This is a genomic window from Pseudomonas sp. FW305-96 (assembly GCF_058783825.1).
Genome location: NZ_JBYSYW010000006.1, coordinates 166,601 through 180,529 on the forward strand (window position 1 = coordinate 166,601; position 13,929 = coordinate 180,529).

The 13,929-nt window shown below is 67.8% G+C and carries 11 protein-coding genes; 3 read left to right on the plus strand and 8 right to left on the minus strand.

From position 1 onward, the window contains the following. Positions 1–31: 31 nt before the first annotated feature. Entirely contained in the window at positions 32–1,423 is a 1,392-nt protein-coding gene (locus AC3WL2_RS06905; RefSeq protein WP_102681847.1) for an L-cystine transporter, read from the plus strand. A 34-nt stretch (positions 1,424–1,457) separates the two neighbouring features. Here AC3WL2_RS06905 and AC3WL2_RS06910 read toward each other — a convergent pair whose 3' ends face one another. Continuing rightward, positions 1,458–1,976 (minus strand): dihydrofolate reductase, encoded by a 519-nt coding sequence (locus AC3WL2_RS06910; protein ID WP_102681846.1) that lies wholly within the window; start codon positions 1,974–1,976, stop codon positions 1,458–1,460. Between the two features lie 54 nt (positions 1,977–2,030). Between AC3WL2_RS06910 and AC3WL2_RS06915 the strand changes: the two genes are divergently transcribed. Both AC3WL2_RS06915 and AC3WL2_RS06920 read left to right on the plus strand, forming a co-directional pair. Then, the gene (locus AC3WL2_RS06915) at positions 2,031–3,422 is read left to right on the plus strand and encodes a DUF2868 domain-containing protein (protein ID WP_102681845.1); all 1,392 of its coding nucleotides are present in this window, start codon (positions 2,031–2,033) and stop codon (positions 3,420–3,422) included. Beyond that, a complete protein-coding gene (locus AC3WL2_RS06920; protein WP_102681844.1) occupies positions 3,415–4,779 on the plus strand; it encodes a GTPase/DUF3482 domain-containing protein in 1,365 nt (454 codons plus the stop codon). Before AC3WL2_RS06915 ends, AC3WL2_RS06920 begins: the two co-directional genes overlap by 8 nt. A gap of 62 nt (positions 4,780–4,841) precedes the next feature. Here AC3WL2_RS06920 and AC3WL2_RS06925 read toward each other — a convergent pair whose 3' ends face one another. The 7 genes from AC3WL2_RS06925 to AC3WL2_RS06955 all read right to left on the minus strand — a co-directional run bounded on the left by AC3WL2_RS06925 (position 4,842) and on the right by AC3WL2_RS06955 (position 13,928). Continuing rightward, positions 4,842–5,258 carry a hypothetical protein gene (locus AC3WL2_RS06925; protein ID WP_102681843.1) on the minus strand — a complete coding sequence of 139 codons (417 nt, stop codon included), beginning with the start codon at positions 5,256–5,258 and terminating at the stop codon, positions 4,842–4,844. Then, complete coding sequence (gene ssp4 / locus AC3WL2_RS06930; protein ID WP_046857471.1) at positions 5,258–6,160, minus strand: Ssp4 family T6SS effector; 903 nt, start codon at positions 6,158–6,160, stop codon at positions 5,258–5,260. The genes AC3WL2_RS06925 and ssp4 overlap by 1 nt, the downstream gene beginning before the upstream one ends. Positions 6,161–6,255: 95 nt before the next feature. Further along, positions 6,256–7,182: a type VI secretion system-associated lipoprotein TagQ gene (tagQ, locus tag AC3WL2_RS06935; RefSeq protein ID WP_102681842.1), complete on the minus strand. Its 927-nt coding sequence runs from the start codon at positions 7,180–7,182 to the stop codon at positions 6,256–6,258. A gap of 78 nt (positions 7,183–7,260) precedes the next feature. Next, the gene (locus AC3WL2_RS06940) at positions 7,261–9,027 is read right to left on the minus strand and encodes a formylglycine-generating enzyme family protein (protein WP_102681841.1); all 1,767 of its coding nucleotides are present in this window, start codon (positions 9,025–9,027) and stop codon (positions 7,261–7,263) included. Continuing rightward, positions 9,020–10,222: an FtsX-like permease family protein gene (locus AC3WL2_RS06945; protein WP_102681840.1), complete on the minus strand. Its 1,203-nt coding sequence runs from the start codon at positions 10,220–10,222 to the stop codon at positions 9,020–9,022. Before AC3WL2_RS06945 ends, AC3WL2_RS06940 begins: the two co-directional genes overlap by 8 nt. Beyond that, a complete protein-coding gene (locus AC3WL2_RS06950; protein ID WP_102681839.1) occupies positions 10,222–10,926 on the minus strand; it encodes an ABC transporter ATP-binding protein in 705 nt (234 codons plus the stop codon). The genes AC3WL2_RS06945 and AC3WL2_RS06950 overlap by 1 nt, the downstream gene beginning before the upstream one ends. Further along, positions 10,926–13,928 (minus strand): serine/threonine-protein kinase, encoded by a 3,003-nt coding sequence (locus AC3WL2_RS06955; RefSeq protein WP_102681838.1) that lies wholly within the window; start codon positions 13,926–13,928, stop codon positions 10,926–10,928. The genes AC3WL2_RS06950 and AC3WL2_RS06955 overlap by 1 nt, the downstream gene beginning before the upstream one ends. Position 13,929: the final 1 nt, after the last annotated feature.

Consider the following 13,929-nt stretch of genomic DNA (forward strand, 5'->3'; position numbering starts at 1 on the left):
GATGCCTCTTTTGCCTTTTTCCGGAGCTTCAATGAACCTGCCGCTGTCACTCAACCTGCTGGCGTTCCTGGCCCTGCTGCTGGGCCTGGCGCAAACCCACCGCACCGACTGGAGCCTGGCCAAGAAGGTGCTGCTGGGCCTGGCCCTCGGCGTCGGCTTCGGCCTGGTGCTGCACACGATCTACGGTGCCGGGCACCCGGTGCTCAAGGCCACCATCGGCTGGCTCGACCTGGTCGGCAATGGCTACGTCGGTTTGCTGCAGATGATCGTCATGCCGCTGATCTTCGCCTCGATCCTCAGCGCCGTGGCGCGCCTGCACAACGCCTCGGCGCTGGGCCGCATCAGCGTGCTGAGCATCGGCACCCTGTTGCTGACCACCGCGATCGCCGCGCTGATCGGCATCGCCCTGACCAACCTGTTCGGCCTGAGCGCCGAAGGGCTGGTGGCTGGTGCCCAGGAAAGCGCCCGCCTGCAGGCCATCCACAGCGACTACGCGGGCAAGGTCGCCGACCTCAACATCCCGCAACTGCTGCTGTCGTTCATCCCGACCAACCCGGTGGGCGACCTGGCGCGGGCCAAGCCGACCTCGATCATCAGCGTGGTGATCTTCGCCGTGTTCCTGGGCCTCGCCGCTTTGCAACTGATCAAGGACGACAAGGACAAGGGCGAGCGCGCCCTGTCGGCCATCGACGTGTTGCAGGCCTGGGTCATGCGCCTGGTGCGCCTGGTGATGAAGCTCACCCCCTACGGCGTGTTGGCCTTGATGACCAAGGTAGTGGCCAGCTCCAATCTCGAGGACATCCTCAAGCTGGGCAGCTTCGTGGTGGTGTCGTACATTGGCCTGGGCCTGATGTTCGTGGTCCATGGGGTGATCCTGGCGCTGACCGGTGTCAGCCCGCTGCGCTTCTTCCGTAAAGTCTGGCCGGTGCTGACCTTCGCCTTCACCAGCCGCTCCAGCGCCGCCAGCATCCCGCTGAACATCGAGGCGCAGACCCTGCGCCTGGGCGTGCCGCAGTCGATCGCCAGCTTCAGCGCGTCGTTTGGCGCCACCATTGGCCAAAACGGCTGCGCCGGCCTGTACCCGGCGATGCTGGCGGTAATGGTCGCCCCGGCGGTGGGCATCGATACCTTCGACCCGCTGTGGATCGCCACCCTGGTGGCCATCGTCACCCTCAGCTCGGCAGGCGTTGCCGGCGTCGGCGGCGGCGCGACCTTCGCCGCGCTGATCGTGCTGCCGGCCATGGGCCTGCCGGTGGAACTGGTGGCGCTGCTGATCTCGGTGGAACCGCTGATCGACATGGGCCGCACGGCATTGAACGTGAACGGTTCGATGACGGCTGGCGTGGTCACCAGCCAGCTATTGAAGCAGACCGACCAGCAAGTGCTGAGTGGGGATGAACATGCTGAGTTGAGTCACTCCTGAGACATTGCCGGGGCTGCTGAGCAGCCCCAGGCTTTCAGACCTTGTCCCAGACTTCGAAGTCATACGACGGCCCATCCCCTTCAGCAGGTTGTGGATTATTCGAAGCAAGTTGCCACTGTCCGCGATCGAACTCGGGGAACCAGGCATCACCCTGCGGCGACAGCGCCACCCGGGTGAGGTACATCCGGCTTACCAGCCCTTTCTCCAACGCCTGCCCATACAGTTGCGCACCGCCGATCAGCATCAATTCCCCGACGCCCTGCTCCCGCGCCCACTGCTCGGCGCGCACCAGCGCCGCCTCCAGCGAGGCGAACACCTCGGCACCGGCCAGTTGCAGTCCAGGCTGACGGCTGACGACGATGTTCAGCCGCCCCGGCAATGGCCGGCCCAGCGAATCCCAGGTCTTGCGCCCCATGATGATCGGCTTGCCCAGTGTGGTGGCCTTGAAGTACTTGAAGTCCCCCGGCAGGTGCCAGGGCATGGTGTTGTCGATGCCGATCACACGGTTCTCGGCGAGCGCCGCGATCAGGCTGAGGGGGAGTGATGTCTTCATGCCGGCGAGGATAGCACCGGGCGCGTGGGTTATGCTTGCGGCCAGACCTGTGCAATGGAAGAGCTTGTGACTGCACCCACTCCACTCGACAAGCGCTGGCTCACCGAAGCGGTACGCCTGCGCGAGGAACACGCCGGTCCCCTGGAGGACCAGGAGGCCAACCGCCGCGCCCGCCAGCAGGGCGGCGACCTGGCCACGCGCATCGAGGCCCGCGCTCTGTGGCTGGCCGAGCGCGACGGCATGGACACGGCGCTGCGCCACTGGAAGCAGGGCGCACGGCTGGCATTGCTGAGCTTGATGGTCCTGGCTCTGTTCAGTGGCGCCGGCCTGGGGCTGGCGGCCCTGGGCGACGGCCAGCGGCCGGTGAACGTGTTCTGGGCCCTGGGCAGCCTGCTCGGGCTGAATCTCGTGCTGCTGCTTGGCTGGGCCGTGGGTTTCTTCTTCGCCGGTGAGCATGGCGCGGCGCTGGGCCGCCTGTGGCTGTGGCTAAGCGAGCGTTTTGCCCGTGACGCCAAGGCCGCGCAACTGGCTCCCGCGCTGCTGGTGCTGTTGCAGCGCCAGCGCCTGAACCGCTGGCTGCTCGGCCTGCTGGTGCATGGCCTGTGGTCGCTGGCAATGCTCGCGGCGCTGGGCATGCTCCTGGCGCTGCTGGCGACGCGACGCTACGGCTTCGTCTGGGAAACCACGCTGCTTGCCGCCGAACCTTTCATCACGCTGACCCAGGCCCTTGGCGCCCTGCCCTCGCTACTCGGTTTCGCCGTCCCCGACGAGGCGATGATTCGCGCCAGCGGCGACACCCTGCCTGCACTCGATCTGGCGCGCCAGGCCTGGGCCAGCTGGCTGCTCGGCGTGGTGCTGGTCTATGGCCTGCTGCCCCGCCTGCTGCTGGCCGCGCTGTGCCTGTGGCGCTGGCGCCAGGGCCGCGAGCGCCTGGCGCTGGACCTCAATCTGCCCGGCTACGCGCAACTGCGCGAAGCCCTGATGCCGCGCAGCGAACGCCTCGGCGTGCAGGATGCAGCCCCCGACACCCTGCCCCGCTTCGAGGCCGGCCAGCTGGAGCGCGACAGCGGCGGTGCCCTGCTGGTCGGCCTGGAACTGGACGACCAGCGCCCCTGGCCACCCGCACTGCCTCGTTCGGTCACCCATGCGGGCGTGCTCGACAGCCGCGAATCGCGCAACAAGCTGCTCGAGCAACTCAGCCGTTTCCCCCCGGCGCGCCTGGCCATTGCCTGCGACCCGCGTCGCTCGCCCGACCGTGGCAGCCTGGCCTTGCTCGCTGAGCTGGCGCGCAACGCCGGCGCCACGCGTATCTGGCTGCTGCAGGCGCAGCCCGGCCAGGCCCTGGACGCGGCACGCCTGGGCGATTGGCACGAGGCCCTCGACCGCCTGGGCCTGCCCCATGCCGACACCTCGCCCCTGACCTGGCTGGAGCATGGCCATGACTGAGCCGCTGAAACTGGCCGTGGTCGGCCACACCAACGTCGGCAAGACCTCGCTGCTGCGCACCCTCACCCGCGACGTCGGCTTCGGCGAGGTCTCGCACCGCCCCAGCACCACCCGCCATGTCGAAGGCGCCCGCCTGTCGGTGGACGGCGAACCGTTGCTCGAGCTCTACGACACCCCCGGCCTGGAGGACGCCATTGCCCTGCTCGACTACCTGGAGCGCCTCGAACGCCCGGGCGAGCGCCTGGACGGCCCCGCTCGCCTTGAGCGTTTCCTCCAGGGCAGCGAGGCGCGCCAGCGTTTCGAGCAGGAAGCCAAGGTGCTGCGCCAGCTGCTGGCGAGCCATGCCGGTCTGTATGTGATCGACGCCCGCGAACCGGTGCTGGCCAAGTACCGCGACGAGCTTGAGGTGCTGGCCAGCTGCGGCAAGCCGCTGTTGCCGGTGCTCAACTTCGTTGCCAGCAACCAGCACCGCGAGCCCGAATGGCGCGAGGCCTTGGCGCGCCTGGGCCTGCATGCGCTGGTGCGTTTCGACAGCGTGGCCCCGCCCGAGGATGGCGAGCGCCGCCTCTACGAAAGCCTGGCGCTGCTGCTGGAAGAGGCCCGCCCTGCCCTGCAACGGCTGATCGATGACCAGCAGGCCCAGCGCGAAGCCCGTCGCCACAGCGGCAAGCGTTTGGTCGCCGAGCTGCTGCTCGACTGCGCTGCCTGCCGGCGCAGCGTAGAGGCCGAGCCCGCCGCCGAGGCGCAGGCCATCGAAGCGCTGCGCCAGGCGGTGCGTGAGCGCGAGCAACGCTGTGTCGAGGCGCTGCTCAAGCTGTATGCGTTCCGTCGCGAGGACGCCAATGCCGGCGACTTGCCGCTGCTCGATGGGCGCTGGGGCGACGACCTGTTCAATCCGGAGACCCTGAAGCTGCTCGGTGTGCGCCTGGGCAGCGGCGTGGCGGCGGGCGCGGCGGCAGGTGCCGGCGTCGACCTGCTGGTCGGCGGCCTGACCCTGGGCGCCGCCGCGCTTGCCGGGGCCATTGCCGGCGGCGCGCTGCAGACCGCGCGCAACTATGGCTCGCGCCTGATGGGCAAGCTCAAGGGCCAGCGCGAGCTGACGGTGGATGACGCCGTGCTGCGCCTGCTGGCGCTGCGTCAGCAACAGTTGATACTGGCCCTGGAGGCACGCGGGCACGCGGCGCAGGACAGCATCCGCCTCGCGGCGCCGGAGGACAAAGGCTGGCGCGAAGGCAAGCTGCCCGAGGCCTTGCGCAAGGCGCGGGCGCATCCACAGTGGTCGACGCTCAATCCCGGGGCGCGGGTCAACCAGGCCGAACGGCAGGAGCAACTGGAAGCCCTGGTGGCGGAACTGTAGCTCCGTGCGCGGCGATGAATACTCCCAAGTAACGCTTCAGCAAAGGCTTGAGCGTCATTGCGCTAAGGCCGCATCTTGCGCAGCTCCACCAACCGCCGCCGCATCTCTCGATGCCGCTGGCTGTTGAATACCAGCAGCGCGAGCAATGGCAGCGCCAGCAGGATTGCCAGCAACACGGCATTCACTCCACTACCGAGCAGGCTCAACGCCATCAGCAAGGCCACAGTCGGTACAGGGAGCACCACCCATACTGCCCATGTGAAGCCCCGGACCATCGCGAAATGCCCGGAACACAGCAGCAAGACCAGCACCGCGCTGGACATCATGGTGAACAAGGGGTTATCCGGGTGATTGCGCCAGTGACTGTCGATCCACAGAGTCGCTGACAACGCCGCCGACAGGAGGCAAATGAAAAACCCCAGCAAGAACGTCGGGAAGTAACGGCGCATGAAAGTCTGGAATTGCGCAGGCTTCATCATCACTCGATCTCTTCGTATAGCCCTACGGCTATGCTCTGCACCGTGGCACTCCCGGCCAACCCGAAGGTGGCGCCGAGCGAGTCGCGCATCAGGGTCTGCGTGGCGTGGCTGATCTCGGTCGGGGTGTAGCGCTTGGTCATGGTCCCTGCCGCCTGCTGCAACTTGATCTGCCTGGCCGTCAGGCTCGGGTGCTTGATCGACAGCAGCTCGTCGGTCAGCGCCTTGCGCTGCTGGCGGCTGAGGCTCTTGGACAACTCCAGCCAGCTGCGACCCGTGGCGGCCTTGTGTACTTGCAGGTACTTCAACGTGCTCAGGCCCGACGCGCCGACACCCAGCAACGAGACGCCATCGAGCACCATCGAGGCGGCCTGGTACCACTGGTTCTCATCGAGGGCATCGTTAGCCGCTGGGTTGGTCACCTCACGCACCGTGCGCATTACACCGATGCCGCACTGGATGCTGCTGGCGGTGGCGGCGGCGCCACCGACATAGGTCAGTACCAGGCTGGTACCGCCGGAAAAGGGCGCGGCAATGGTGCCACTGAACACCACGAACCAGCCGATCACAGCGCCCGCACAGGAAAGGGTCGTGTTGACCGCCTCCTTGACCACCCGCGACTCGCGCGGATTGTGCTGCAACTGCTGGGTGTACTGGTCAGGTGTCTGGTACTTCTTGATCTCGCGCAGGATCACGCGTTTGGGGCGGATGCTGCAGATCGGTTGAAACTCTCGCAGGGTGACAATGTTGTATTCAGCGTCGATGTACACCACACCGGCACCGACGATACGCGGGTCGGCGTCGATGGCGGCGAACATCTGCGGCAGGTTGATCCGCGCCTGGATACGCTGACGGGCAAGAAACTGGGAGTTGTTGGCCAGGGAATTGACCAGAAGATCTGTCACGAATAGGTTTCCTTGCACAAAGCCTGGCCAAGTCGCATGACCTGCAGGCGTGGGCTTGCCCCGCGCCTACAGGTCATGCAAGCAGCCTCAACGGATCACACGTTCGGGCACGGCACCGGCGCCCAGTCACCCATGTCCGGGTTGCGGCACATGGCGTTGACCTGGTCGGCGCCCGCCTTGGCCACCTGCTGGGCCTCGGCTTTCTTGCCGTTGGCGTTCTGCAGGGTCTTCTCGGTGGCCACCGCTTCCTGTGGCACCTTGGTGTTGGTCTTGGCCGGCTGGACCTTCTTCACATCCTTCTTCTTGCCGGTGGTTGCCACCTTCGGCGGCTCGGCCACTGCGACCACTTCGGTGCGCTGCACGCCCACCTGCTTGAGGTCCTGCTCGTAGGCCTGGGTGTAGTTGTTGAGGTTCTCACCCAGACGCCCGTTCACGGTGGTCAGCAGGTTGTTCGACTCCTGCAGGCCGGCGACGATCTCGGCCAGGCGCTTGCGGCCCTCGGTGTCGTTGATGCGGCCAGCCTTGCGGTTCTGGATCAGGCTGGCGAACTCGCGCTGGTAGCAGCTCTGCGACGACTTGGCGTAGGCCGTGGTGCGGTCCATGTCGGCCGCGCTCTTGTCGATGTCGGTGGCGTACGAGGCGATGCGCTGCTTGTCGTCGCTGATCTGTTTCTGGCGCTCGGTGTAGTAACCGGCCGCGCCGCCAACCAACGCGCCGCCAGCGGCACCGATGGCGGCATTGCGGCCGCGGTTTTCCTTGTCGACCAGGGCACCGGTGAGGGCACCGCCGACCGCGCCGAGCAGCGCGCCGGTGGCGACCGAGCGGGTCATGTCACCGTCGGTGGAGCGCAGGTGCTGCACCGGCTCGTAGCAGTTGGGGTAGTACTCGACCTTGGTCGTGGCGCCAACCTTGGACGCCGGCGAGCTGGCGCAACCGCTCAACAGCACGGTGCTGAAACCGGCTGCCAGCAGCAGTGCGGTACGGGCCTGGGATGCGGTGATCAGGGGTTTGCGGGTGAACATGGTCTGGTTTCTCTTCTTGGGTTTCTGGGTGACCGGGGGCTTCGTGCCACCCGGGAGTCCTTTCTGTCGAAGCTGTCCTTAGGGTCGCGGGGCGGCCGATGCCAGCAGCTCCTTGAGGATCGTCGCCGGATCGGCCCGCCGGTTCTGGCGGTACTCCCCGACGTGGCGGACGAACAGGGTGGCGCGGGTGACCAGGCTGTTGCCCAGCACCGGCTTGCGATTGAGCTCTTCCTTGACCCGCTGGAACTGCGCCTGGATCACCGCGTCGGTGTAGCGCGTGCCACTGGCCAGGTTGTCGATGTAGATCGCCACGGCGCCGTCGAGGGCGGCGCGGCCATTGGCGATGGCGGCGCCGTACATGCGCGCGCTGGTCTGGTCGCCGGAAGCCTCGGCCTTGGCCTGGGTGTTCTGCAGGTTGGTCAGGCGGATGTTGTAGTTGTTGACGGTTTCGGCCACCAGGGCGGCGGACTGGATCAGGTTGCCGGCCGCTTCCTCGCGCTGGCGGGCGATCAACGACACGTTGCGCTTGAGCTCTTCGTTGACCAGCCCCAGCTCAGCCTGCTGGCGCGGGTCGGTGGCGGCGGCGATGATGCTGTCCAGGCGCTTGGTCGGGTCCTGGGCGGCGTCGATGTCGTCGGTCAGGCCGGCCAGGCGACCTTCCTTCTGCCACTGCTCGAACAGCTCCTGGTAACGCGAGCGCGGCGCCGACAAGGCGCCGATGGCCACGCGCAAACCAGTGGTCTCGTTGCGCTGCTCGGTGCCGTCTACGCCGAACAGCGGGTACTCGCGGCGCATGCCGGTGAACAAGGTGCCCTCGCCTTCTAGGTAGTTGCCGCCCTTGACCACGAAGCCGCCGTAGGCGCCCTGCAGGCGCCCGGCGTTGACCAGCTGGAACGACTCCTGGACCATCTCGGCGGCGTTGCCGATCACGTCGAACAAGCCCAGCGGATTGGGTTGTTTGGTGCCGATCGGCATCAGCCGCGCCGCCTGCCCGGTACCACCGGCGACCTGGTTGAACACCGCGAAGTCGCCCAGCGGCCCTTCGCTGTCGGCGCCTTCGACCTTACGCGGGAACAACCGCCCTTCCAGCTCCTGGCGGCTGACCGCCGAACCGCCACGGGCGGCGAACTCCCATTCCACCTCGGTGGGCAGGCGCACGAAGCCCACGCCACCATCCTCGGCCTTGCTGCCTCGGCCGCTGACCGGCAGCAGGTCGCGGTGGTGCTTCATCAGCCAGGCGCTGTAGACGGCGGCGAAGCGTTCGGCCTCGAAGCGCGACAGTTTTACCTTGGGCAGGCGCCCCGCCGCGTCGTTGTTCGCCTCGCAGGCCGGTGCCGCGTCGCCGCCGGCCAGCGACGGCGCCTGGGCCATCACCTGGGCGTATTGGCGGGCGGTCACTTCGTACTTGCCGATGAAGTACATCATCGGCGTGAGCGGGCTGCCTTTCTCGACCTTGGGCAGGCTCGGGCCGACGGCCTTCTGCCACTGTGGCGCCAGGTCCTGCAGGCTGAACTGGCCATTGATGAAGTCGCGCCGGTAACCGGAGATGAACGACTGCTTGTAGCCGGCCTCGCCTTCGCTGAACGGGTAGCCGAGGTTGACCTCGCGGTCGTCGAGGCTGCCCTGGGCCAGCACATAGACACTGCGCAGCACCAGCTCACCGCCACAGGGCAGCGGCAGGCTGACATCGCCCGGCAACGGCTTGGGGTTGTCGAACTTGCTTTCAGTCCCCGGCTGCGCCTGGGCAACTGGCTTGGCCTTGTCGTCGCCATCGGCCGGGGAACAGGCGCCCAGGCTCAAAGCGGTCAGGAGCAGGGCGGCAGCCCCGAGGCGGCGATCAGACATCACGTATTCCTTGGCAAGCCTCGATGCGCGCCACCCGCCAGCCGCCCAGGGCGGCGGCGGCGGTGCTGGCCAGCAGCACGGCACACAACGCAACGAGGTAGTGCATGGGCAGCAGGTGGCTGGCGAACTCGCCGGGCACCTGCATGAAAAGTCGGTTCAGGCCGTGTTCGGCGAGCAGGTACAACAGCCCTGCCACGGCGGCGGCCAGCAGCCCGCTGTAGAGCGCCTGGAGCACCACGAACAACAGCAGCGCAGCAGTGCCGAAGCCCAGCAGACGCAGCACTGCCAGCTCGCGCTGCTTGCGCTCGACCGCCGCGACTGCGCCTGCGGCGATGGCCGCTACGGCGCCGGCCACAGCCAGGCTGGCGATGATCCAGAACACCAGGTCGAGATTGCGGCTGAGCGATTGCACCTGGGCGATCTGCGCGGCCTGGGTCGAGACCAGCAGCTTGCGTTCGACGAAGAACTGGCGCAGCGGCTCGACATCGCTCAGTTCGCGGGCATACAGGCGGAAGGCCGGGTACACCCGCTGCGCCGCGCTGCCTTGCGCCTCCCCCTGCCAGCCCAGCGCAGCCACGGCGCGGCCATCGCGGTAATCCTCGACGGCTTCTAGCAGTTGCAGCGAAGCAAACAGGCCATCGCGCTCGAACGCTGCCAGAGGCAGCACGCTGCTGACCTGCAGGCGCGTGCGTCGCCATTGCATCTGCCCGGCCTGCTGGCGGCTGAAGCTGGCCTGCAGTTCGTCCCCGGCCCTGGCACCGAGTTTTTCCGCAGCGGTAAAGCTCAGCACCACCTGTTGCAGGCCATCCGGGGGAGCGACCTGCGCCAGCAAGGGGTCGCCCTCGGCAGTGGGCAGCATCTCCACTGTCAGGCCACGTCCATGGGCTGGCAGCAACAGCTCGGCGGTGGCAGCGATCTGCCGGGTGCGCGGGATGGCAAAGGCCACTCGCGGGTGCTGGGCCAGTTCCTCGATGAACTCGGCGCGAAAGCGCCCACCGCCCAGGGGAATGATCTCGCGCACACCCGGGTCGCGCTGCAGGCGCTCGGTCAGGCTGCCGACCAGTCCGAACTTCAGCCCGAACAGCACCAGCAACGGCGCGATCACCGCTACCAGCGCGAGCACGGCGCACGCCGACAGACGCGCATCGTTGCGGTAGTCCTGCCAGGCCAGCCCGGCGATCAGCAGCGGGCGCATCAGGCGGCCCTCTCCAGGCTCGCCGTGACGCCGCCGTCGGCGTCGCGCCGGCAGGCCATGCGCAGCACCGTCAGCCCGGCCTGGCGGGCCAGGGCTTCGTCATGGGTGGCGACCACGCAGGTCACCTGGCGCGCCTCGGCCTCGCGCAACAGCAATTGCATCACCCGCTCGGCGTTGACCGGGTCGAGCGCGGCGGTCGGTTCGTCGGCCAGCAACAGCGTCGGGCCATGGGCCAACGCACGGGCACAGCTGACCCGCTGCCGCTGGCCGATGGACAGGGTCGCGGGCTTCTTGCCCAGCTGGTCGTGCACATCCAGCGCTTCGGCCAGACGCTCGACGCTGCCGTCATCGCCGAGCCCCAGCAACTGGCGTGGCAGGCGGATATTGCCGCGCACATCGAGAAAACCCAGCAACCCACCGGCCTGCAGCACATAGCCCAGGTGACGGCTGCGCCAGCTGGCCAGGCGGTCGAGCTGCCGGGCACGCCACAGCCCGGCGACATCCTCGCCGCCCAGGGCGAAGCCCTGCGCCGCATCCGGCGCCAGCACCAGCGCCAGCAGGTCGAGCAAGGTGCTCTTGCCGCAGCCGCTGGGCCCGACCAGCGCCACCCGCTCGCCCGCCGCAAGGTGCAACCGGTCGATCTCCAGGCTGTAACGCTGGGCACTCTGCCCGCGTGTCTTGCGCACCGAGTCCAGGCGGATCATCACGGCAGCGTCGACAGCGGGACACGGTACAGGGCGTCGCCCGGCTCGGCCTTGCCGAAGCGCACCCAGTTGGCCATGTCGTTGTGGAAGGTTTCGTACAGGCGGATCTTCGAGTCCAGCTCGTCGATGAAGTCTTCCTGCTCGGCAACCGACAGCGACAGCCACAGGTCCTGGGTCATGCTCAGGGACTTGCTGCGGTACGGCAGGCCATCGAGGTATTCGCCGAGCACGCCGCCCTGGGCCAGGTTGGCGCCCTTGCGCAACGCGCCGGGGTCGCGGCTCATGTAGGCACTGGCGCTGGCAATTTCGTTGAAGAAGTCGCCCGGCGAGCTGCGGGTCTTGCGCGCGGCATCGACGATCAGCTTGAGCGACTGCTGCAAGTCGTTGAGCTGCAGCTTGGTCAGCATCACGCACACCTGCAGGGTCGGCAGCATCGGGTTGGTCAGGTCGCGGTCGGCGGTCCAGGCGCTGACCAGTTGCGGCGCCTGGCTGGCGCCGTGGCGGCCAAGGAAGTCCATGTGCATGGCGTAGCCGATGGCCTGCGACTTGGCCGCCAGGCTCGAGGCCGAGGTCAGCAGCGGCACGGGTTGCGGTTGCTGGTTGCGCACCTGGTGCACCAGGTCGGCAAAGGTCGAGCCGATCTCGCGCACGCGGTCGCCGAAGGCACCGACTTCACCGCCCGGCACGCTGACGTAGAGGTCGCCGATCTGCGGGTTGCTGTCGGCGGTGAGCACACGGTACTGGGTCTCGGCCGCGCCGTGGTTCTTGAGCCCGGCGGGGGTGCGCAGGTGCAGGGCGTAGATCTTGATCTGCTTGCTCAGGGCGGCCTGGCGCACTTCGGCTTCGTTCATCTGGGTGCTGCTGAACGGGTCGTTCTTGCGCAGCGCGCCGGCATCGCTGACCAGCAGGATCAGACGCCCGCCGTAGCCGGACCAGTCCATGCCCTCGACCGCCTGCATCACGCCGGCGAAGGCGTCCTCGTTGAACGAGTGGCTGGAGACGCTGGTGGCCTTGACCTGCGAGGCGGCCTTGAGGAAACGCGCCGGATCGCGGCCCTGCTCCAGGCTGACCAGGGTCTTGCTCAGGTACTCCAGGCCCGGGGTGCGCTTGACGCTGTTGCGAAAGCCGACCAAGCCGAAGCTGACGCTGTCCAGCTCGCCACGGGCCGCCAGTTGCTGTTGCAGCTCGCTGACCACCTGGCGCACCCGATCGATGTACGGCTGCATGGACACCGAAGTGTCCACCACCAGGACGATGCCGGTACGGAAGCTGTTGTCGCCGACCGCCGCGACGCCGGCCGCCTTGGGCGCGCTGTCGCGGGCGCTGGCACCGGGGTCGATGGAGGCGATGTTAAGCAGTTGCACCGGCTGGCCGCCGGCGTCGAAGCTTTCGCGGTAGTCGAAGATTGGCATCAGGTAGAACTGGTTCTGCGGCACGGCGCTGGCCGCCGGTTCCAGGGCCATCACCTGGGGCACCTGGTCGGGGTTGTTCTGCGCCTTGAGCAGGCTGTCGCGAGCCAGCGGGGTGTCGTCGAGCAGATGCTGCACATCGTCCACCTGGCGCATGAACATCACCGGCGAGCGGCCCGAGCGTTCGGTGAACTTGAGCACCAGGCTCTGTTTCCAGTCGCTGGTCTGCGCAGCCGGCAGCCAACCCTCGCGCTGGCCGTCGCTGGCGGCGCCGACCTGGACCCAGGCCTGGCCGCCGACGTCCTTGCGCTGGTAGACATAGAGCACGGAGAAAGCTGGCAGTGTCTCGCCCGAGGCATCGCCAGGCTGGGTCACCAGCTGGGCATCAGGCTTGGTCAGCACACGCTGGAACAGGGTCTTCTTGCCGGGCATCAGCAGTGGACGACCGTCGTCCGAGGCGGCCACCGGTGTGACTTTGGGTTCGGTGGGGGCCACGCTGTCGGCGGGCGCCTGCACCACCGGCGTTTCAGGCGCGGGCGCGTCATTGCCACCGAGCAACCAGAAGAACGCGCCGCCCAGCCCCAGCGCCGCCGCGATCGCCACCGCCAGCACGGCCTTGGCCGGCTTGTTCGAGGCGGGCTTCACAGCGGGCGCTGGCTTGGGTTCGGACCGCCGGGCAGGCTCGCTCACGGGAGCGGCAACGGCTTGCGGAATATTAATGGACACCGGCTGCGGGATGGCTGGTGGCGGGATCGGCAGCGGACGGACCAGGGTGCTGTCGTTTTCCTCGACCGGCGCCTGGACCGTCAGGCGATCCAGCGCGGCCAGCAACGCCGCCGCGTCGGCGAAGCGCTCGCTGGGATCCTTGGCCAGCAGACCGCGCAGGATGTCCTGGTAGCGGCCATGTTCGATGGGCAGTTCCGGCAGCGGCTCGGTCAGGTGCGCCAGCGCCGTGGACAGCGCATCGGTGCCGGTGTACGGCAGCTTGCCGACGAGGATTTCGTACAGCACCACACCCAGTGCATACAGGTCGGCGCGCCCGTCGATGTCCATGCCGCGCGCCTGTTCCGGGCTCATGTAGCTCGGCGTGCCGACGGCGAAACCGGCCTGGGTGAACTGGGTGCGGTCATCCAGCGACTTGGCGATGCCGAAGTCCGATAGCACCGCGGTGCCATCGGCGCGGAACAGGATGTTGGCGGGCTTGACGTCGCGGTGCACCAGGCCCTGGGCGTGGGCATAACCCAACGCCTGGGCGATCTGGCGCACGTAGACGAGGCCCTGCTCGGGCGTCAGCCCCGCGGCGATCCGCTCCTTCAGCGTGCCGCTGGGCAGGTACTCCATGGCCATGTAGTACAGCTCGCCGACGTTGCCGATGTCGTGGATGGTGGCGATGTTCGGGTGCGCCAGCCGCGCCAGGGTTCGGCCCTCGCGCAGGAAGCGCTCGCAGAAGGTCGGGTCGGCGGCCAGGCTCGCCGCCATGATCTTCAGCGCCACCTTGCGCTCCAGGGAGCGCTGGGTGGCGAGGTACACGCTGGCCATGGCGCCCTGGCCAAGCTCGCTGTCGATGTCGAATCCGGGAATCTGCATGTCCATG

Bases quoted from the DNA above. Each gene is read 5' to 3' on its own strand.
- AC3WL2_RS06915 (WP_102681845.1), top strand. From the start codon at position 2,031: ATGGAAGAGCTTGTGACTGCACCCACTCCACTCGACAAGCGCTGGCTC.
- AC3WL2_RS06950 (WP_102681839.1), bottom strand. From the start codon at position 10,926: ATGATCCGCCTGGACTCGGTGCGCAAGACACGCGGGCAGAGTGCCCAG.
- AC3WL2_RS06920 (WP_102681844.1), top strand. From the start codon at position 3,415: ATGACTGAGCCGCTGAAACTGGCCGTGGTCGGCCACACCAACGTCGGC.
- tagQ (WP_102681842.1), bottom strand. From the start codon at position 7,182: ATGTTCACCCGCAAACCCCTGATCACCGCATCCCAGGCCCGTACCGCA.
- AC3WL2_RS06945 (WP_102681840.1), bottom strand. From the start codon at position 10,222: ATGCGCCCGCTGCTGATCGCCGGGCTGGCCTGGCAGGACTACCGCAAC.
- AC3WL2_RS06925 (WP_102681843.1), bottom strand. From the start codon at position 5,258: ATGATGAAGCCTGCGCAATTCCAGACTTTCATGCGCCGTTACTTCCCG.
- AC3WL2_RS06955 (WP_102681838.1), bottom strand. From the start codon at position 13,928: ATGGACATGCAGATTCCCGGATTCGACATCGACAGCGAGCTTGGCCAG.
- AC3WL2_RS06940 (WP_102681841.1), bottom strand. From the start codon at position 9,027: ATGTCTGATCGCCGCCTCGGGGCTGCCGCCCTGCTCCTGACCGCTTTG.
- AC3WL2_RS06905 (WP_102681847.1), top strand. From the start codon at position 32: ATGAACCTGCCGCTGTCACTCAACCTGCTGGCGTTCCTGGCCCTGCTG.
- AC3WL2_RS06910 (WP_102681846.1), bottom strand. From the start codon at position 1,976: ATGAAGACATCACTCCCCCTCAGCCTGATCGCGGCGCTCGCCGAGAAC.